General features: G+C 70.4%; 16 protein-coding genes, 1 tRNA gene and 3 pseudogenes. 9 read left to right on the forward strand and 11 right to left on the reverse strand.

Annotated features, from left to right (window positions below; translation table 11 throughout):
* Window positions 1-296: 296 nt before the first annotated feature.
* Entirely contained in the window at window positions 297-620 is a 324-nt protein-coding gene (locus ABT023_RS24580) for a hypothetical protein (RefSeq protein ID WP_350888757.1), read from the reverse strand.
* A 158-nt stretch (window positions 621-778) separates the two neighbouring features.
* Between ABT023_RS24580 and ABT023_RS24585 the strand changes: the two genes are divergently transcribed.
* The 8 genes and pseudogenes from ABT023_RS24585 to ABT023_RS24620 all read left to right on the forward strand — a co-directional run bounded on the left by ABT023_RS24585 (window position 779) and on the right by ABT023_RS24620 (window position 9,401).
* On the forward strand, window positions 779-1,573 hold the full coding sequence (locus ABT023_RS24585; protein WP_350888758.1) for a maleylpyruvate isomerase N-terminal domain-containing protein: 795 nt from the start codon (window positions 779-781) through the stop codon (window positions 1,571-1,573).
* Between the two features lie 575 nt (window positions 1,574-2,148).
* Complete coding sequence (locus ABT023_RS24590; protein WP_350888759.1) at window positions 2,149-2,664, forward strand: amidohydrolase family protein; 516 nt, start codon at window positions 2,149-2,151, stop codon at window positions 2,662-2,664.
* Between the two features lie 1,178 nt (window positions 2,665-3,842).
* Window positions 3,843-5,444 (forward strand): alpha/beta hydrolase, encoded by a 1,602-nt coding sequence (locus ABT023_RS24595; RefSeq protein WP_350888760.1) that lies wholly within the window; start codon window positions 3,843-3,845, stop codon window positions 5,442-5,444.
* A gap of 80 nt (window positions 5,445-5,524) precedes the next feature.
* Window positions 5,525-5,789, forward strand: a pseudogene (locus ABT023_RS24600) (IS110 family transposase); the annotation flags it as partial.
* A 209-nt stretch (window positions 5,790-5,998) separates the two neighbouring features.
* A pseudogene (locus tag ABT023_RS24605) lies at window positions 5,999-6,622 on the forward strand (IS5 family transposase); the annotation flags it as partial.
* A gap of 260 nt (window positions 6,623-6,882) precedes the next feature.
* A complete protein-coding gene (locus ABT023_RS24610; RefSeq protein ID WP_350888761.1) occupies window positions 6,883-7,647 on the forward strand; it encodes a CPBP family intramembrane glutamic endopeptidase in 765 nt (254 codons plus the stop codon).
* 48 nt (window positions 7,648-7,695) lie between these two features.
* Entirely contained in the window at window positions 7,696-8,751 is a 1,056-nt protein-coding gene (locus ABT023_RS24615) for a sensor histidine kinase (protein WP_350888762.1), read from the forward strand.
* On the forward strand, window positions 8,748-9,401 hold the full coding sequence (locus ABT023_RS24620; RefSeq protein WP_350888763.1) for a response regulator: 654 nt from the start codon (window positions 8,748-8,750) through the stop codon (window positions 9,399-9,401). Before ABT023_RS24615 ends, ABT023_RS24620 begins: the two co-directional genes overlap by 4 nt.
* A 57-nt stretch (window positions 9,402-9,458) precedes the next feature.
* Here ABT023_RS24620 and ABT023_RS24625 read toward each other — a convergent pair.
* From ABT023_RS24625 to ald, 10 genes and pseudogenes are all read right to left on the reverse strand, one after another.
* Window positions 9,459-10,712 (reverse strand): annotated as a pseudogene (locus ABT023_RS24625) (IS256 family transposase).
* Window positions 10,713-10,809: 97 nt separating this feature from the next.
* A tRNA-Pro gene (locus ABT023_RS24630) sits at window positions 10,810-10,883 on the reverse strand.
* Window positions 10,884-11,082: 199 nt separating this feature from the next.
* On the reverse strand, window positions 11,083-12,486 hold the full coding sequence (gene der / locus ABT023_RS24635) for a ribosome biogenesis GTPase Der (protein WP_350888764.1): 1,404 nt from the start codon (window positions 12,484-12,486) through the stop codon (window positions 11,083-11,085).
* A complete protein-coding gene (cmk, locus tag ABT023_RS24640) occupies window positions 12,483-13,163 on the reverse strand; it encodes a (d)CMP kinase (RefSeq protein WP_350888765.1) in 681 nt (226 codons plus the stop codon). Before cmk ends, der begins: the two co-directional genes overlap by 4 nt.
* Window positions 13,164-13,351: 188 nt before the next feature.
* The gene (locus ABT023_RS24645; RefSeq protein ID WP_350888766.1) at window positions 13,352-14,122 is read right to left on the reverse strand and encodes a pseudouridine synthase; all 771 of its coding nucleotides are present in this window, start codon (window positions 14,120-14,122) and stop codon (window positions 13,352-13,354) included.
* Window positions 14,109-15,080: an SMC-Scp complex subunit ScpB gene (gene scpB, locus ABT023_RS24650; protein ID WP_350888767.1), complete on the reverse strand. Its 972-nt coding sequence runs from the start codon at window positions 15,078-15,080 to the stop codon at window positions 14,109-14,111. The genes ABT023_RS24645 and scpB overlap by 14 nt, the downstream gene beginning before the upstream one ends.
* Entirely contained in the window at window positions 15,077-16,051 is a 975-nt protein-coding gene (locus tag ABT023_RS24655; RefSeq protein WP_502890751.1) for a segregation and condensation protein A, read from the reverse strand. Before ABT023_RS24655 ends, scpB begins: the two co-directional genes overlap by 4 nt.
* An 87-nt stretch (window positions 16,052-16,138) precedes the next feature.
* The gene (locus ABT023_RS24660) at window positions 16,139-17,062 is read right to left on the reverse strand and encodes a ParA family protein (RefSeq protein ID WP_161692532.1); all 924 of its coding nucleotides are present in this window, start codon (window positions 17,060-17,062) and stop codon (window positions 16,139-16,141) included.
* A gap of 234 nt (window positions 17,063-17,296) precedes the next feature.
* Window positions 17,297-18,304 (reverse strand): site-specific tyrosine recombinase XerD, encoded by a 1,008-nt coding sequence (locus ABT023_RS24665; RefSeq protein ID WP_350888771.1) that lies wholly within the window; start codon window positions 18,302-18,304, stop codon window positions 17,297-17,299.
* Complete coding sequence (gene ald, locus ABT023_RS24670; RefSeq protein WP_350888769.1) at window positions 18,301-19,416, reverse strand: alanine dehydrogenase; 1,116 nt, start codon at window positions 19,414-19,416, stop codon at window positions 18,301-18,303. Before ald ends, ABT023_RS24665 begins: the two co-directional genes overlap by 4 nt.
* 182 nt (window positions 19,417-19,598) lie before the next feature.
* On the opposite strand from ald, the gene ABT023_RS24675 reads away from it, so the two are divergent.
* Window positions 19,599-19,955 (forward strand): TM2 domain-containing protein, encoded by a 357-nt coding sequence (locus ABT023_RS24675; protein WP_350888770.1) that lies wholly within the window; start codon window positions 19,599-19,601, stop codon window positions 19,953-19,955.
* Window positions 19,956-20,059 lie beyond the last annotated feature (104 nt).

Here is a 20,059-nt window from a genome sequence, read left to right on the forward strand (position 1 = left end):
GTCCACGCACGTCACGCCCGCTATCCCCAAGATAGGCCGTGCGGTCGACGTCGTGCCGCGCACCATCGCGCAGGCCGTGTGGTCCATACTTGGTCCCCGGGACGCTGACACGCTCGATGACCGCAGCGCACGGTTTAGGAAGTGTGCTCACGGCCTCATCCCGCTCGGCAGTGACCTGGCGTGACCTGGACCGCCACGCTTGCTGCCTCGTCCAGGAGCTGACCGCCGTTGACCCTCGGCTCCCGCTCTATGGGGCACGCAACGGGCACGGGGCAGCGCGGCGGAGGAGGCTCCGGTCATGTGTCGGCGTTCGTCGGCATGTACGCACCGTGGGTGGCGTAGTGAATGACGGCCGCGCAGGCATCGCCGGCAGTGGGCCTGCGGCCCTTCCTCCATTCCGACCACACGTCGACCGCCTCACGAGCAAGTTCGACCTCAAGGAGATACGGGAATTCGGTGGGTGACTCACCGCCTGGCCCCTCGATCGCGGCAACCGCGTCCGACTCAGGTGACCACGGCCGAGCCGCGTAGAGGGTCGGGTCGTCCGGCAACACGGCCAGGCGCTCAATCAGTTGCAGGAGCGAACCATGCACACCTTGAGCATGGAAGAGCGTGCTCAAGCGGTCGTGATGCCCGAAACGCCTGCGGTGCCCTGCGCGGTTGCATCTCGTGCCCGCTGCGCACCACGGTTACTAGCCCATGGATGGCCCGGGGCCGCCGCCGCGTCGGCTGCGAAAATTGCTGTCCGGTCGTCGGAGCACACTGGTAGACAGTCGGAGTGCAAAAGACTTTGACGTTCTCTGATCATCTGCGGCTGATTGACGAACGGTCGACCGCCTTCCGCGCCGCGGTCGCTGCGGCGCCCAGCCTTGACGTGCCGGTGCCGAGCTGTCCGGAGTGGACGCTGTTCGATCTCGTGCAGCACCTGGGCATGGGCCGCCGCAGGTCGGCCGCCATCGTCGCCGCCGGGCCGGCCGACGCTCGCCCGGAGAAGTCCGCTTGGGACGACGGCACGGGTGCGCCTCGGGAACGCGAGGCTCTCCTGGCCTGGTGGACCGAGTCCGTCGAGCGACTGACGAGCGCGCTGCGTGAGGCCGGCCCGGACCGCGGTTGTTGGACGTTCTGGGGCGACTCGCAGTCACCGGAAACCTCCGGTGCATGGGCTCGGCGCCAGGTTCCCGAGATCGCGGTGCACACCTACGATGCCCAGCTCACCGTGGGGGACCCGGAGCCGCTACCAGTCGAGGTCGCCCTCGACGGTTTCGACGACTGCCAGTTCACCCTCTGCTCGACGGATGTCGCCTGGCCACACGAACCCGCCGTCGTCGATTACTACGCCACTGAGGGCCGCTCTTGGCGCCTTCGGCTGTCCCGCGACGGCGCATGGGCCGCCCGCCTCGGCGCGCCGGCTGCCAGCGAGGACCCGGACCCGGACACGGCCGACGCCTCCGCCCGGGGCACGGCCAGTGACCTGGTCCTGTTCTTCTACGGCCGCATACCGCTGGATTCGCTGAAGTTCGAAGGCGACCGTCGTATCTTCGATCAGCTCGCAGCCTGGGACCCGTCCGTGTAGCACTTTGGATGAAGTCAATAGCCGCAAGGTCGGCGGATCTCCTCGTCGGGCAGTCGTAGACCGTCCAGCCTCCCCGGACGGGGCCAAGGTCGTTCGTCCGGTAGGGCGCTCCACCTTGTCCCCGTCCGGGGAGGCTGGTAGCCCTTGTGGTGCCCGGCGAGGTGATCCGCTCCCGGCTGATCTCTGAGGATGGCCGGGGTTCGGGGCGGAGCCCCGAGGTCTTCAAAGGCTTGCCCCGAAGCGTTGCCGGCCGGCCCGGCCGATGCCGGCCGGAGGTCGCCAGCAGGCCGGGGCCGGGCCGGCGCGGCCCGCTTGCGGGCCGCCTTGATCCAGAGAACGAGCAATTCGGCAAATGACCCAGGTAGGCACCTGAAACTTGACCAACGGTCAAGCAGCGCTAGCCAGCTCCAACTTGACTGATCTTGGTCCCCAGAACGGCGAAAGGGCCGACCCGATATCCGGATCAGCCCTCTGACCTGCGTCGGGACGGCCGGATTCGAACCGACGACCCTTTGACCCCCAGTGAACTAGCAGGTCTACCGGCGACTGCCGGACGATACCGCCTCCTGCCGAATATGCAGGTCATCGGCCAGGCGGCGGTCCGAGGCAGGTCGGGCTCTACCGGGCCTTCCCGGGCCGTCCGTGAGACGGTTGTGAGATCTCACGGGCGGCCCGGCTGCGGAGAAGCGCTAGAGAACGACACCAGCGCCTCTCCGCCACCGAACGCTCGATGCACAGGCCTCTCAACAGCTTGTACGACTTCCTCCCGCGCCCGTGCTCCGACGCACGTGACTGGCGTTGGCGTTACAGTAGCCGACGCCGGCAGAGTGCGACTCGCCGACGGCACGCTTGCCGGTAGCACACTCACAATGGACGCCGTCGTGCGACATGCCATCCAGGTGACCGGTATGCCGGTAGTCGAAGCAGCACGGGCTGCCGCCACCACACCGGCAACGTTGCTGGGCATCGCCGACCACACCGGCAGTCTCACTCCCGGTAAGGCCGCCGACATCGTGATCCTCGACGACGACCTGGCCGTTCGGGCTGTGCTTGTCAACGGCGCACCGGTGCACGGCAGCCTGCCCCGTTGAGGGCGCACGACCGCCGACTTGCAAAGCGCACCGCGAGACGATCCGCAGTGAAACGGCACCGCTACCCGGCAGACACGCGCATCGCCAGGCGAACTGTCCCGGCACAGGCAAATCCTTGGCATACGCTCGATGAACGTCGCCGACGCGGGGTGCTGTGGCATTGAAGCGCCGCAGTCGTGTTCTGTGGTGCACAGGGAGCAAGCGGCCCTTTTCTGCTTCCGAACGCGAACCGCACGGCCCAGACGGCACGAAAGTGGTGGCGATCGACGCCGTATGGCCGCCCAGAGAGCGACCGTCAGCCCAATATCAACCCGGAACACATAGATTGACCCTTTTATGGCGTCCTCCCTTTCATTCAAAGTCTCTGAATAGAAAGCATTGACCTCTCACAACGTTACAGTTAACCTTCCTATCTGTTACGTTTGTTCACTGTCTCGCCGTGGAGGGTTCATGCGCGCTTCCACCCGCCGCCTCGTCGCCGTGGCAGTTGCCGCGGTCGCCGTGGCTGCCGCCCGAACTCCTGCACAGGCACATAAATCGCGTGACAACTATCGGGCGGGCATGTCGCGCCAGAGCGGATCTTCCACACGATGCCGTTGAGAAGCCGGCGGTCATCCTCACGAGGACGGCCGTCGGTGATCACCGACGGCCGGTGCGGTGACAACTATTCCCACTCGGCGTCGGTCGGCTCTAGCGGCGGATCACACCGTACATCGCCACAGTCATGGTCCTTTGAAGACACGGCCTGGGGCGTCGGCGGTCTGACGGTGCCTGCGGTCTGACGGAACTCGGGGGTTTGGCGGGGCTCGCGGTGGTTGGTTCCGCGGCGACGGTTTCCGCACATGCGCGGTCGCTCGTCGCGGGTTTCCGTGACGACCGAAGGCGCGGAGCCGGAATCGGTACGGTCCGGCTCCGCCGCCCGGATCGATCGCATTGACTAGGAAAAATGCGGCTCGCTGAAGTCGATCAATGATTTGGCGTTCGTGCGCGGCGCCGGACCCCTACGATGCGTCGTCCTGAAGAAAGGGCTCCATATGCACCTCCCGCGATTGCGCGCGGTGGTGTCCGGCGTCGCCGGGCTCGCTCTGCTCGCTGCCGGGTCTGTCCCGGCTTCAGCGTCACCGGCGGCCGCCGGTGACGCCACGACTAGCAAGATCGAACGGGCCCGGGTCGACCGGGTGCCGACGCCGAAGCTTAACTGGACCGCGTGTTACGAGATCGCGGAGTGCGCCACCGTGGCGGTGCCGCTCGACTACGACCAGCCCCGGGGTGCGAAGACGGAACTCGCCGTTCTGCGGATCAAGGCGAAGGATCAGAAGAACCGGCTCGGCAGCCTGTTTCTCAACCCGGGCGGCCCCGGTGTCTCGTCCACGGAGTTCGCTCTCTACGGGCCGAAGTTCCTGAGCGAGGCGCTGCTGCAGCGCTTCGACATCGTCGGCGTCGACCCGCGCGGCGTGGGTGCGAGTAGCAACATCCGGTGCTGGAACTCGGTGCAGGAGCAGCGCGCCGTGTTCGACGAGATGAAGGCGCCGTTCCCGTGGGGCGTCACCGAGGAGTCGAAGTACGCCGCCGGGGCCAAGAAGTTCGGCGCCGCCTGCTCCACCACGGGCCAGCCGCTGGCCGGTGCCATGTCCACCGGCGAGGTGGCGCGGGACATGGACGTCATGCGCCGCGCGGTCGGCGACGCGAAGCTCACCTACCTGGGCTTCAGCTACGGCTCCGCGCTCGGGCAGTTCTACGCGAACATGTTCCCGGACCGGTTCCGCGCGCTGACCATCGACGGTGTGGTGGACCCGCGAGCGTGGATCGGTGCCGGGGCCGCCGGCAACCGGATCCTGGATGACCGGCTGCGCTCGTCGGAGGGGGCGTACCGGGCACTCCGGGAGATCCTGCAACGCTGCGACCGGGCAGGCGAGCGCTACTGCGCCTTCGCCGCCGGTGATCCGGTCGCCAACTTCGCGGCCATCGCGAATTGGCTGCGCGCCAAGCCGCTGGTGGTGACCACCCCGGACGGGCCGATCCCGATCACCTACGCGGACTTCGTCGGCGCCGTCCTCTACCTGCTCTACAAGCCGACCGCCGGCGAGGACACGACGAAGCTGGCCGCCGAGATGTGGGCGCTGATCAATGGCGGACCGGCCGCCGAACAGGCCGAGGCGGCTCTGGTCGGGCGGGTGCAGCAGGCCCGGGCGAAGGGCTCCGACGCCGCGGCCAAGGAGGTCCCATACGACAACACCTTCGAGACCCTGAACGGTGTGGTCTGCACCGACGGGAGATTTCCCCGCGACGCCGACTCCTGGCTGGCCGCCACGGCCCTTCGGGACGCCCGGGCGCCGTACTTCGGCCGGGCCTGGGGCTGGCTCGACGTGCCCTGCGCGAGCGACACCTGGACGGTCCGGGACGAGGACGCCTACCATGGCCCGTTCAACCGGCGGACCGCAGCGCCGGTCCTGGTGGTCGGCAACACCTGGGATCCGGCCACCCCGTACCACGGCGCTGTCGCGGCGAGCCGGCTGCTGCCGAACTCCCGGCTGCTGTCCAGCGACAACTGGGGACACGCCTCCTACGGCACCGGGATTTGTGTCACCGAGGCGATCGACCGGTACCTGCTAAGCGGCGCGCTGCCGGCCCGGGGAACGGTCTGCGCCGCGGCGCGTCAGCCGTTCACTGAGCCGGTCGAAGCGTCGCCCGCCGGGCTCCGCGCCGCCGCGGCGCCGGGCAAGCAGCTGCCGCCGGTCGCCGCCCCGAAGCCGCCCTCCGTCCTCACCGGTCCGCGCTGACGGGGTGTGGACCCGACTCGCGGTGGGGTAGCCGGAACGGCCGCCCCACCGCGAGTCACCTCCGTAGCGGTGCCCGGGGTATCACCGTCCGGCACGGCGGCGCAAGGCGGCGAGCCGGCCCCGGGTGTCGAAGCCACGCGGTCGCGCTGGACCCTACCGGTAGACGGCTGCACGACGCGGCACTGCCGAACACCGAGGCGGGGCTGCGGAAGCTGTCGACAAGCTCGGCCGGCACGGCCAGATCCTGGCCGTGGTCGACCAGCCCGCCTCGATCGGCGCCCTCCGGTCGCCGTGGCCCGGACCTGTGGGCATCAGATCGCCTACCTGCCCGGCCTGGTCATGCGTACGCGTCCTGGGTCCGAAAGTGCAGCACCCGGAGGCGGGCAAGAGCCATCTGCTGGACGCCAGGCAGCGGCCGTGCGCCGGGGGAAGACGTTCTTGGTTTGTACGGATGCTGGACTATGGTGGTGGCTAGCGCGACCCCGTCCGGTGAAAGAGCCCCTAGGCTCTGGCCCCTTCGCCTAGGTGTTCTGTCCATGGAGCTTGGGTTCGGCTCAGGAATGACCTGCTGGCGAAGGCTGCGGGACTGGAACGACGCCGGCGTCTGGCAACAACTGCACGAGATCCTACTCGGCAAACTCCGGGCCACCGGGCAACCCGACATGTCGAGGGCGGTGATCGACGGCTCCCACATCCGGACGCTCAAAGGCGGCCCAAAACCGGTCCGAGCCCGGTCGACCGCCGCAAGCCAGGCTCGAAACACCACGTCATCACCGACGCGGGCGGCATTCCCCTCGCCGTCAGCCTGACCGGCGGCAACCGCCACGACGTCACCCAACTGATGCCCCTGGTCGGCAAAGTCCCACGGATCAAGGGCATCCGCGGCCGACCCCGGCAACGACCGCAGCGGCTCTACGCCGACCGCGGCTACGACTACGACTGCTACCGCCGCCAACTACGGGCCAAGGGCATCACCCCGGTCATCGCCCGCCGCGGCGTCGGCCACGGCTCCGGACTCGGCACCCGACGGTGGGTCGTCGAGCAGACCATCGCCCTGCTGTACTGGTTCCGCCGCCTACGTATCCGCTGGGAGATCCGCGACGACATCCACGAAGCCCTTCCTCACCCTCGCCTGCGCCATCATCTGCTGGCGCCGACTCCAACGCTCAAAGAGTTAGGAGTTGTAAACGGCTGGCAGCGCTGATTGCAAGCGGGGCTGATCCCGGCCGGCAGGGTCGCGACACTCGAAACGGCGGCGGCGGCCGTCGCTGACGTGCGTAAAGGTGCTGGAGGTCGAATCCGCCGGGTACCGCGTTTTGTCACCGTCCCCTGTGGGGGTATGCCCGGTGTCCTCCGATGGGGGATGGGCTGGGCTCCCGCGAGGCCTACTTTAGGTCTTGCGAGCTGCCGTCGGCGGCAACTATCAGGGAGTTCTGTCATGACCGTCGTCAAACAACCGCAACTGGCCCGCCCTGTCCGGCAATATTCCAAGGCTGTGGTGCTAGCCGTCTGGGCCGCCGCGGCCGTGCCCATGGGTCTGCTCGCTTGGGTCGTCGCGCCGGCGATTGCCGGTCCGTCTGCCCAGGACTTCGCCATCGCCCTTGTCGGGGCGCTCACTGTGGGGCTTGTCTGGCAGTTTCTGCTCGTCGCTGGTCTCGTCGCTCATGAGCAGGGGACTCTGCGCTGGTCGGTGGTGCGTGAGGCGCTCTGGCTGGGCAGGCCGACCGACCCTAAGACCGGGCGGCGGGGAGGGCGGCTGTGGTGGTGGGCCCTGGTCGCCGTCATTGCCGTCGCGGCGACTGAAGCGCTGCCGATCCCTCTGACTGAACCGGTGCGGCGCAGCTTCGGAGCGTTCCTCGGCACCGAGGAAGGGCAGGACGCGTTCCGCGGCAATTGGGGCCTGTTCGCGCTCATCGTGACGATGTTCCTGTTCAACACCGTCCTCGGGGAGGAGCTGCTGTTCCGCGGCGTGCTGCTGCCCCGCATGGAAGCCGCGTTCGGAAACTCCTCGTGGCTGGTCAACGCCGTGCTGTTCGGGCTGTACCACCTGCACCAGCCGTGGTCGATCCCGGATGCGGTCGCGGGCGGGCTGGTCATGGCGTGGACGAGCCGACGCTGGCAGACCGCATTGTTCGGCATCATCTCCCACTCGGCGCAGAGCGTCGTGTTCACCGTTGTGTTGCTCGCACTCGTCCTCTCCTGAAATGATCTTATCGTGAGGATGATGGCCCGGGCTCGGCTCGCTGTCGCGGTGGACGCCGCGCTCGGCGTCGGGCTGTTCGCTGCGATGGTGGCCGAGCGAGGTCTAGACGCCTCGCTGCCACTCGGGGCGGTCATCGCCGGGGCGGTCGTCGTGCGCCGGCGGCTGCCACTGGCGGCGTTTCTGGCCGGTTCCGCCGCACTGACGGCGGATGTCGTGGCGTTCAGTGCCAGCCAGGTCTCCCCGTACGCCAACCTTGTCGGCCTCTACTCCCTCGCCCTCTACGGCAGCCGCCGGCGGTCCTGGTGGGGTCCGGTGATCGTGGTCCCGGCGATGCTCACATACTTCGCGGCGAGCGACGCTACGTCGACGACCCAACCCGTCGGGGTGCTCTGCTTCTGGCTGCTCACCTGGGCGACCGGATATGTCGCTGCCCGGCGCCGTGACGAGCAGCGGGCCGCGCGGGATCGCGAGCGTACCCTCGCGATCGCCGAGGAACGCACCCGCATGGCCCGCGAACTGCACGACCTGATCGGTCACACGGTGACCGTGATGCTGGTGCAGGCAGGCGCCGCTCGCCGGCACGTGGACGGCGACCCCGCCCAGGCCCGCGACCTCCTCGGCGGCCTCGAAGAGACCGGACGGCAGGCCCTCACCGAACTCGACCGGATGCTGGACCTGCTGCGCGCCGACGACCGTCCTGCCGATGGTGCGCCCGAGCCGCAGCCAGGCCTCGCGGACGTGCCAGACCTGGCGCGACGGATGGGGGACGCCGGCGTGCGGGCCATCGTCCGGGTTGACTCGCAGCTGCTGGCGGTGACGGGCAGCCTTGACCTTTCGGCGTACCGCATCGTGCAGGAAGCTCTGACCAACGTGGTCCGCCACAGCCAGGCGAACGCGGTGCAAGTTGACGTGCGGCGTACCGGTCGGGCGCTGCGGATCGAGGTCGACGACGACGGCGTCGGCGCACCCGACGGCTACGTGCTGGGCCGGGGACTGCTGGGGATCGCGGAGCGCGTGGCGATGTTCGGCGGCACCGTCCGCCATGGATGCAGCGAGCTCGGCGGGTTTCGCCTCGTCGCGACGATCCCCCTGCCCCACTCATGACGGTACGGGTGCTCCTTGCAGACGACGACGCCCTGCTGCGGGCCGGGCTTGTCGCGGTCCTCGCCAGCGCCGAAGGCCTGATCGTGGTCGGCCAGGCCGCTGACGGGCTGGAAGCAGTGACTCTTGCTCGCGCCCTGCTGCCCGACGTCGTGCTGATGGACGTGCGGATGCCGGGCGTCGACGGCATCGAAGCGACCCGCCGGATCGTCGCCGAGGACCTGCCGTGCCGGATTCTGGTGCTGACGACGTTCCAGCACGACGAGTATGTGTGGGGCGCGTTGCGCGCCGGGGCCAGCGGCTTCTTGCTGAAGCGGGCCTCTCCGGAGCGCCTCATCGACGCCGTGCAGACCGTCGCCGCGGGTGACGCCCTGCTGGATCCGGCGGTGACGCGCGCGCTGATCGGCCAGTTCATCGCCGACACGGTCGAACCGCCAGCCCTTCGAGACGGGCGCCTCGCCCAGCTCACCGACCGGGAACGGCAGGTCCTGCACCTCATCGCCGAGGGCTATTCCAACTCTGAGATCGCCGACAGCCTGACCATCGCGGAGTCGACCGCGAAGACTTACGTCAAACGCATCTTCGCCAAGATCGATGCCCACGACCGCGCCCAGGCAGTCGTCTTCGCCTACAAGTCAGGACTCGCCACCTAACTTGCCGTACCGGTTAGTACGGGCCTGTCTCGCTAAGGGTGTTTCCGGCGATCTTGGTTAGTAGGTTTCAGCGGCTGGGAAGCGGTCGCTGAAGGTGATGGCGAAGGCGTTCAACGCGGGTTTTCAGCGCATCGTCCATCGGGTTCTGCCTGTGCCGGTGGGGTCCAGGGAGCGGGTCACCAGGTACAGACACTTCAACGCGGCCAGCTCGTTGGGGAAGTGGCCGCGGGCCTTCACCGCCCGCCGGTAGCGGGCGTTGAGCGACTCGATCGCGTTGGTGGAGCAGATGACGGTGCGGATCTCCAGGTCGTAGTCGAGGAACGGGATGAATTCCGCCCAGGCGTTGTCCCACAGGCGGATCACCGCCGGATACCGCCCGCCCCACTTGTCGGCCAGGTCGTCGAACGCCACCCGGGCAGCCTGCGCGTTGACGGCGGTGTAGATCGGCTTGATGTCCCGCTTCAACTCGTCCCAGTAGCGGCGGGACGTCAGCCGGAAGGTGTTGCGGATCAGATGGATGATGCAGGTCTGGACCACGGTGCGGGGCCACACGTTCGTCACGACCTCGGGCAGGCCTTTGAGGCCGTCGCAGACGAGGAAGAACACGTCCTTGACGCCTCGGTTGCGCAGGTCGGTCAGCACGCTCATCCAGAACTTCGCGCCCTCACCGCCGGTGCCGGCCCACAGTCCGAGGATGTCCTTCTCGCCGTCGAGGGTGACTCCGATCGCGGCGTAGAACGGCCGGTTCGCGACCTGCCCGTCGCGGACCTTGACCACGATGGCGTCGATGAACACCGCCGCGTAGATCTCATCCAGGGGCCGGTGGGGCCAGTCGGTCATCTCCTCGATGACCTTGTCGGTGATCCGGGAGATCGTCTCCTTGCTGACCGAGGCGCCGTAGATCTCGGCGAAGTGGGCTGAGATCTCCCCGGTCGTGAGGCCTTTGGCATACAACGACAACACGACCTCGTCGACGCCGGACAGGCGCCGCTGCCGCTTGCGAACGATCTGCGGGGTGAACGTGCCAGCCCGGTCTCGCGGCACGTCGATCTGCACCACCCCGTTGGCCTCGGTCAGCACCGTCTTCGAACGCGTGCCGTTACGAATGTTGCCCGCGCCGGCGCCGGCCTGGTCGTGCTTTTCGTAGCCGAGGTGCTCGGTCATCTCCTCGTTCAACGCGGTCTCCAGGACCGTCTTGGTCAACTGCTTGAGCAGCCCGTCCGGGCCAGTCAGCGACAGGCCCTGTTCCTTGGCCGGTGGCGGCCGAGCACCTCGAATCAGGGCTGTTCGGGTGACTCCGGCGCCCGAAATTCAGCAGTACGCGCGTACGTGATGAATTGTGAGACGGAACAGCAAGAAGGCCTCAACTCACCGAAGTGAATCAAGGCCCTGACCTGCTGCTTTACTGTCGGGACGGCCGGATTCGAACCGACGACCCCTTGACCCCCAGTCAAGTGCGCTACCAAGCTGCGCCACGTCCCGATTGCTCCCGCACGGTGTTCTTTCTCCCTGCGACAGCCGCTACAGCTTAGCGCACGATCTTCCCCGCGCGCGCATCGCCCCCGTCTGCCTCCGCCGCTCACACCCCCTAAGGCGTCCTAGGAGGGTGGGGTGGTGGGGAGGACGGAGAAGCCGGGCGGGGCCACGTGCCCCGCCCGGCTTCAGGTCCTACGAATGAGGGTCAGCCGTGCGCCTTGCCCCGGCCGCCCGGGCCGAGCTTCTTTCGCGGGCGTACCGAGATCTCCACCGGGCTGCCCTCGAAGCCGAACTCCTCACGGAGCTTGCGCTCGACGAAGCGCTGGTAGCCGGCGTCCAGGGGCGCGGTGGTGAAGAGCACGAACCGCGGCGGGGCGACGCCCGCCTGGGTGGCGAAGAGGATCTTTGGCGCCCGACCGCCGCGGATCGGGTGCGGGGTCGCCTGCACCAGCGCGGTCAGCCACTGGTTGAGCTGGGCGGTCGGCACCCGGGTCTCCCAGCTCGCCAGGGCCTTGCGCAGCGACGGGGCGAGTTTGTCGACCGCGCGGCCGGTCATCGCCGACAGGTTCAGCCGCAGCGCCCACGGGATGCGGCGCAACTCCCGCTCGATCTCCTTGTCCAGGTAGTACCGGCGGTCGCCGTCGACCAGGTCCCACTTGTTGAAGGCGATCACCAGCGCGCGGCCGGACTCGGTGACCATGGCCAGGATCCGCTGGTCCTGCTCGCTGATCGGCTCGCTGGAGTCGAGCAGCACCACCGCCACCTCGGCGGCCTCGATCGCCCCGGCAGTCCGCAGGCTGGCGTAGTACTCGGTGCCGCTGGCCCTGCCGACCCGCTTGCGCAGCCCGGCCGTGTCCACCAGCTGCCAGGTCTCCCCGCCGATGGTGACCAGGCTGTCCACCGGGTCGACGGTGGTGCCGGCGACCGAGTCGACGACCGCCCGCTCCTCACCGGAGAACCGGTTGAGCAGGCTGGACTTGCCCACGTTGGGCCGACCCACCAGCGCCACCCGGCGCGGGCCGCGCGGGCGGTTCTCCACGATCGCCGGCGCCTCGGGCAGCGCCTGCAGGATCTTGTCGAGCAGGTCGCCGGAGCCCCGACCGTGCAGCGCGGAGACCGGGTACGGCTCGCCCAGCCCGAGCGACCAGAGCGACGTCGCCTCCATCTCGATCGAGGTGTTGTCGGCCTTGTTGGCCACCAGGATCACCGGCTTCGCGCTGCGCCGCAGCATCTTCACCGCGGCCTCGTCCACGTCGGTGGGGCCGACCATGGCGTCGACCACGAACAGCACCACGTCGGCGGTGACGACGGCGATCTCGGCCTGCGCGGCGATCGCCGCGGCCCGGTCCTTCGCGTCCGGCTCCCAACCGCCCGTGTCCACCACGGTGAACGCCCGGCCGGACCACTGCGCGTCGTACGGGACCCGGTCCCGGGTCACCCCCGGAATGTCCTCCACGACCGCCTGCCGGCGACCGATGATCCGGTTCACCAGGGTGGACTTGCCGACGTTGGGACGTCCCACCACGGCCACCACCGGCACGGGCCCGGTCGGCTCCTCGGCGTCGACGTCCGGCTCGCGCAGCTCCACCCAGCCCTCGTCGGTGGTCATGCCACTCCCCGCTCGGTCAGCAGCGAGCGCAGCCGGTCGACGACCTCGTCGATGCCCAGCTCGGTGGTGTCCAGCACCACCGCGTCGGCCGTCTGCTGCAACGGGTCGGCCTTGCGGGTCGAGTCGAGCTGATCCCGGCGGGCCAGGTCGGCGGCCGTGGCGGCCACGTCGGCGGCGTCCTCGGCGCTGCGCCGCTGGGCGCGGGCCACCTCGGAAGCGGTCAGGTAGACCTTCAGGTCCGCGTCCGGCGCGACGACCGAGCCGATGTCCCGGCCCTCGACCACGATCCGGCCGGCCTTGGCGATCAGCTCCCGCTGCCGGGCCACCAGCAGCGCTCGCACCGCCGGCACGGCGGCCACGGCGGAGACCGCGGCGGTGACCTCGGGACCCCGGATCTCCCGGTCGACGGTCGCCCCGTCAGCGGTCACCCCGTACCCCTGGGGGTCGGTGCCGATGCGCAGGTCGACCTCGGCGGCGACCTTGCCCACCGCGGCGGCGTCGGTCAGGTCGACCCCGGAGCGCAGGACCGCCCAGGTGATCGCCCGGTACATCGCGCCGGTGTCCAGATAGCGGGCGTCGAGCCCGGTGGCGAGCCGCCGGGAAACGGTGGACTTACCCGAACCGGACGGCCCGTCCACAGCTACCACGCAGCGCCCGGCCCGTACGTTTTCCTCCACCGTGATCCTCCTCAGCCCGTGCCTCGCGGGGCCCGGCGGCCCGTCGCAAGCGGTTGTCGTCGTCGTCAATGATGCCCACGGCCGGCATTGTGGCCGCGCGCGACGCCGCCGGTGGCGACCCACGCCACCGTGCGCCCCGTCCGGGGCGCCACGGAAGCCTACCGGTTGTGGTACCCCGTACCGCGGGGTCAGTCACCCACGGCCTTGAACAGGGCGGCGACCTCCGCGTTGGTGAGCCTGCGGGTCCGCCCGGCGCGCAGGTCGCCGAGGCGGATCGGCCCGATCGCGGTACGCACCAGCCGGGCCACCGGGTGCCCGACCTCGTCCAGCAGGCGCCGGACGATGTGCTTGCGCCCCTCGTGCAGGGTCAGCTCCACCTGGGCGGTCTTGCCCAGGGTGTCGACCACCTTGAAGGAGTCCACCGTCACGGGGCCGTCCTCCAGCTCGATCCCGGCCGCCAGCCGCCTGCCGAGGCTGCGCGGGATCGGCCCGGCCACCTCGCACAGGTACGTCTTCGACACCCCGTACGACGGGTGCATGAGCCGGTGGGCGAGGGTGCCGTCGTTGGTGAGCAGCAGCAGGCCCTCGCTGTCCGCGTCGAGCCGCCCGACGTGGTAGACCCGCTGCTCCACCCGGTTGCTGATGAAGTCCGACAGCGCGGCGCGTCCCTTCTCGTCCGCCATGGTGGAAACCACCCCGCGCGGCTTGTTCATCGCCAGGTACACCAGGCGGGTGTCGGCCTGGAGGCGCTCGCCGTCGACGTGGATGACGTCGCGGGTCGGGTCGGCCCGGTCGCCGAGCTGGGCCACCCGGCCGTTCACCGTGATCCGGCGGCGGAAGATCAGGTCTTCGCAGGCACGCCGGGAGCCCACGCCGGCGGCGGCCAGGACCTTCTGGAGGCGTTCGGCCCCCTCGAAGACGGGCGCGTCGGTTTTGGGGGCACGGTCATCGCGTGGCATCGGCAAGCTCTTCTACGTCGTCGGGGAGGAAAGGGGCGAGCGGCGGCAGCTCGTCGACGGAGTTCAGCCCCAGCTTTTCCAGGAACATCGTGGTGGTCCGGTAGAGGAACGCCGCGCTGTCCGGTTCGGTGCCGCACTCCTCGACCAGGCCGCGGGAGACCAGCGTACGGATCACCCCGTCGCAGTTGACACCCCGGATGGCCGAGATCCGCGACCGGGTCACCGGCTGCTTGTACGCCACCACGGCCAGTGTCTCCAGCGCCGCCTGGGTCAGCCGGACCGACTGCCCGTCCAGCACGAACCGCTCGACGTACGTAGCGTATTCCGGCCGGGTGTACAACCGCCAGCCGCCGGCCGCCCGGCGCAGCTCGAAGCCGTGCCCGGCGGCGGTGTAGCCGGCCGCGATGTCGTCGAGCACCGGGCCGATCCGCTCGGGGGACTGCTCCAGCACCTGGGCGAGGGTCAACTCGCCGACCGGCTCGTCCACCACCAGCAGGATCGCCTCCAAGGCGCCGCGCAGCTCCGCGTCGTCGAGCACCACGGCCGGGGGCGGCTCGGGTGCTCTCCGCCGCCCCCGCCTCGGCGCGCCCCCCTCGGGAGCACCGCCGACCCCGCCACCGCCACTCGCCCCATCACCCGCTCCACCACTCGCTCCGCCTGCGGCGAGGGCCTCGGGGGCGGCCACGTCCTCCCCCGGTGTGCCCGCGTCGGTGCCCCTGAACGTTCCCGCCCCCTGGAGGTGCCGATCCGCGCCAGGGTCCGCTGCCGCGGCGACGCCGTCGGAGATCTTGGAGGGATTCGGCCCCCCGGGGGGCCGTCGGCTTCCAGGATCTCCCGAAGTCTGGTCGGGGGCGACGGGTGCGGGGGGTTCCGGGCGGGGCTGGGCGGGGCGCTCCCAGGGTGGGACCCAGGCGGCGGCCTGGTCGGCCAGGGAGTCACGGCGTTCCTCTTCGCTCATTCCGGTCGCTCCTCCGTCGTCGCCTCGTCCCGCGCCTCGTCCCGCGCCTCGCCCCGCGCCTCGCCCTGCGCCGCGCCGACTCCGTCGGGCGGCACGGCGACCGGCTCGGGCGGGGTGCCGGCGTACTCGTCGACGTGCAGGTCGGCGGCTCCGTCGGCCGGGCCGGTCCAGCGGACCGTCAGCTCCTCCAGGGCCTGCTCCTGAACGAAGGAGACCAGGCCCTCCCGGTACAGCTCCAGCAGGGCCAGGAACCTGGCCACCACCTCCAGGGTGGCCTCGCAGTCGGCGCAGAGGAGCGAGAAGGTCGCGGTGCCGGCCCGGCGCAGCCGCTCGGCGAGGATCGCGGCGTGCTCGCGGACGCTGACCCGGACCATGTGCACGTGCGCGATGGACACCTCGGGCGCCGACTTCGGGGTCATCGCCCTGACGGCGATCCGGAGCAGCCGCTCCGGGCCGATGCCGAGGACCAGGTCGGGCAGCGCCTCGGCGTACCGGGCCTCCAGGGTCACCGCCCGGGGATACCGCCGGCCGCCGACCGCCTCCAGCGCGGCGATGTGCGCGGCCGCCTCCTTGTACGCCTTGTACTGCAACAGCCGGGCGAAGAGCAGGTCCCGCGCCTCCAGCAGAGCGAGGTCCTCCTCGTTCTCCACCTCGGCGGCGGGCAGCAGCCGGGCCGCCTTCAGGTCGAGCAGGGTGGCCGCGATCAGCAGGAACTCGCTGGCCTCGTCCAGGTCCCACTGGTCGCCCATGGCCCGGATGTAGGCGATGAACTCGTCGGTGACCCGGTGCAGGGCCACCTCGGTGACATCGAGCTTGTGCTTGCCGATCAGTTGCAGCAGCAGGTCGAACGGGCCGGTGAAGTTGTCCAGCCGGACGGTGAACCCGGTCGCCGCGGCGGCGTCGACCTCGACGGCCGCCCCGGCCCCGGCGGGCGGGAGCGTGGCGGGCGGGTCGAGGGGCGGGGCGGTCACCGGACGACCGTAGTCCACGCTCCCCGGGCCCCGGCGGGAAGGCACGCCCCTGATCCAGGGCGCACGCTGGGACGACGCCGCACGGGGCTACCGCTCCGCCTGCTGGGCGATCACCTCGCGGGCGAGCTGGCGGTAGTTGCGGGCGCCGGACGAGGCCGGGTCGAGGGTGGTGATGGGGGCGCCGGCCACCGTGGACTCCGGGAACTTCACCGTCTTGGTGATGACCGTCTGGTAGACCTTGTCGCCGAACGCCTCGACCACCCGCTGGAGCACCTGTCGGCAGTGGGTGGTGCGGCTGTCGTACATGGTGGCGAGGATGCCCTCCAACTCCAGGTCGAAGTTGAGCCGCTCACGCACCTTGTCGATCGTGTCGAGCAGCAGGGCCACGCCCCGGAGGCTGAAGAACTCGCATTCGAGGGGGATGAGCACGCCGTGCGCCACGGTCAGCGCGTTGATCGCCAGCAGGCCCAACGAGGGCTGGCAGTCGATCAGGACGTAGTCGTACTCCTTGCGGATCGACCTGAGCACCCGGGCCAGGGCCATCTCCCGGGCGACCTCGTTGACGAGCTGTATCTCGGCGGCGGAGAGGTCGATGTTGGCGGGCAGCAGGTGCAGGCCGGCCACGTCCGTCTTGATCAGGACGTCCTCGGCGGTGACGTCGTCCTGCATCAGCAGGTTGTAGACCGACAGGTCGAGGTTGTGCGGGTTGACCCCGAGCCCCACCGAGAGGGCGCCCTGCGGGTCGAAGTCGACCAGCAGCACCTTGCGGCCGTACTCGGCCAGAGCTGCGCCCAGGTTGATGGTGGTGGTGGTCTTGCCGACGCCACCCTTCTGGTTGGCCATCGCGATGATCCGGGCCGGCCCGTGCCGGTCGGTGGGCATCGGCTCGGGGATCGGCTTACGCATCGTGTAGGCCGCCGGGTCCGCCGGGCCGAGCCCCGCACCGAGCGTGGCCTGCTGCTCGCGGAGCTCCGACGTCCAGGTCTCGGCACGGTCACCGTTGCCAGCCATGTCCTCGTTGCCCCCTCCCGACGACCACCCGGTGTCGGAGCCGTCCGACGTCCCTCGCGGCGCCGCGGCGCACCCCGGTCATCCACCCCGCGAGGTCCGCGCCATGCCGACTGTACGCCACCGGCCAGCAGGGCGATCGGCACCGGTACGGCGTGTCGGCCGGTACGCCGTACCGGTCGGGCCGGCCGGGGCTGTGCCCGGCCGTGGACGGGACCGGCCGCGCGCGGGAACGGGTCAGCCCCGGGCGCGGGGGTGGGCGGTGGCGTACACCTCGCGCAGCCGCTCCACGGTGACCAACGTGTACACCTGGGTGGTGGTCACCGAGGCGTGGCCGAGCAACTCCTGCACCACCCGCACGTCGGCGCCGCCGTCGAGCAGGTGGGTGGCGTACGAGTGGCGCAGGGTGTGCGGGGAGACCGCGGCGGAGCCGGTCACCGGCAGGCCCGCCCGTTCGGCCGTGCGGCGCAGGATGGTCCACGCGCCCTGCCGGGTCAGCGCCGCCCCGCGCGCGTTGACGAAGACCGCCGGGGTGCCCCGGCCGGCGGCGACCAGCCCGGGGCGGGCCCGCACCAGCCAGGCGCGCAGCGCCTCGACGGCGTACCCGCCGACCGGAACGAGGCGGGTCCGGCCGCCCTTGCCGCGCAGCAGCACCGTCCCCTCGGCGGCGTCCAGGTCGTCCACGGCGGCGCCGACGGCCTCGGAGATGCGCGCCCCGGTGCCGTACAGGAACTCCAGCAGAGCCCGGTCGCGCAGCGCGAGCGCGGCGCCCTCGCCGGTGGCGGCCACCGACCCGGCGGTCTCCAGGAGCCGGACCACCTGGTCGACGGCGAGCGCCCGGGGCAGCCGGCGCGGCGGTGCCGGTGGCCGGACGTCGCGGCTCGGGTCCACGCCGGCCAGCCCTTCGCGAAGCGCGAAGCGGTGCAGGCCGCGCACGGCGCTGGCCGCCCGGGCCGCCGAGGAGACGGCGAGCGGCGGGTGGTCGTCGTCGCCGGCGCGCAGCCGGGCCAGGTGCGCCTCGACCTGGCCGGCGTCCACGGCGGCCAGGTCGGCGACGCCGGCCGCGGCGAGCGTCCCGAGGTAGCGCTCCAGGTCCCGACGGTACGACGACAGCGTGTTCGCGGACAGGCCACGTTCGACGGTGAGGTGGTCGAGGTAGCCGCGCACGGCGCGACGCAGGGCCGGCGCGGGCTCCTCGCCCGAACCGGCCCCGTCGGTCGTCGCGCCCCGCGCGTCGTCGGTCAGGCCAGCACCTCGTCCAGCGGCAGGGCCGGCAGGCCGTGCGCCTCGGCGACCGGGCCGTAGACGACCCGCCCGTCGTGGGTGTTCAGGCCCAGCGCCAGGGCCGGGTCGCGGCGCAGCGCGTCGCGCCAGTCCCGGTTGGCCAGCTCCAGCGCGTACGGCAGGGTGACGTTGGTCAGCGCGTAGGTGCTGGTGTGCGGCACCGCGCCGGGCATGTTCGCCACACAGTAGAAGATCGACTCGTGTACCTGGTACGTCGGCTCGGCGTGCGTGGTGGGGCGGGAGTCCTCGAAGCAGCCCCCCTGGTCGATGGAGATGTCGACCAGCACGCTGCCCGGCTTCATCCGGGAGACCAGCTCGTTGGAGATCAGCGTCGGGGCCTTCGCGCCGGGCACCAGCACCGCGCCGATGACCAGGTCCGCGTCGAGCACGGCCCGTTCGATCTCGTACGCGTTGGAGGCGACCGTCTGCAGGTGGCCCCGGTAGATGGCGTCCGCCTGGCGCAACCGGGCGACGTTCTTGTCGAGCAGCAGCACCTCGGCCTGCAGGCCGAGCGCGATCGCGGCGGCGTTCATCCCGGACACGCCGGCGCCGATGACCACGGTCTTCGCCGCGTACACGCCGGAGACGCCGCCCATCAGGATGCCTCGCCCGCCGCCCTGCCGCTGGAGGTGGTACGCGCCGACCTGCGGGGCGAGCCGACCGGCCACCTCGGACATCGGGGCGAGCAGCGGCAGCGACCGGTCGGGAAGCTCGACGGTCTCGTACGCGATGCCGGTGACCTTCCGGTCGATCAGCGCGTCGGTGCACGCCTTGGACGCGGCCAGGTGCAGGTAGGTGAACAGCACCTGCCCCTCGCGCATCCGGTGGTACTCCTCGGCGATCGGCTCCTTGACCTTGAGCACCAGCTCGGCGGTCTCCCACACCTCGTCGGCGGTGGCCAGGATCTTCGCCCCGGCCGCGGCGAACTCGTCGTCGGTGATGCTGGACCCGACGCCGGCGCCGGACTCGACGAAGACCTGATGACCGCCGCGGGTGAACTCGTTGACGCCCGCGGGCGTGATCGCCACCCGGTACTCGTGGTTCTTGATCTCGCGGGGGATTCCGACCTTCACGATGCAGACACCTCTCTTCGGGGCGTCCCACCCCGACCGCACGGTGCGCGCCGGCTCCGTTGCCGCCGCGGTCCACCGGTCCCGTCGGCGGCAGTCTAGGCGCGCCGTCCGCCGCACAGCGCCGACAATGTGGCACCCGGTGCCCGCCGGTGCTGACGATGTGTCAGGCATAGACAGGACCGATGGCAGAGGACATCTCAGCCATCAGGACACATTCGACCCCGATCGTCCCACAGTTCGGACGGCGGTACGGACAGGACGTGAGTGGATCACTAGGGTGTCGCCCCATGACCACTCCTTATCAGCAGTACCCGCAGGGCGTCTCCGACAAGAGCAAGCTCGTCGCGGGCCTCCTCGGCATCTTCCTCGGCACCTTCGGCGCCGGGCGTTTCTACATGGGCGACACCAAGACCGGCGTGATCCAGCTCGTGGTGAGCCTGGTGACCTGCGGCGCCGGCGGCATCTGGGGCCTCATCGACGGCATCCTGATCCTGGTCAACGGCGGCGTCGACGGGCAGGGCCGTCCCCTGCGCGACTGATGTCCGACAGCGACGGAGAGGGGGGGGGGGGGGGGGGGCCCCCCCCCCCCCCCCGGGGGGGGCCCCCCCGCGGCCGCGGAGGAGGCCACGGAGGATACAGACTC

The organism is Micromonospora sp. NPDC002296 (assembly GCF_040296145.1).
Classification (GTDB): Bacteria; Actinomycetota; Actinomycetes; order Mycobacteriales; family Micromonosporaceae; genus Micromonospora.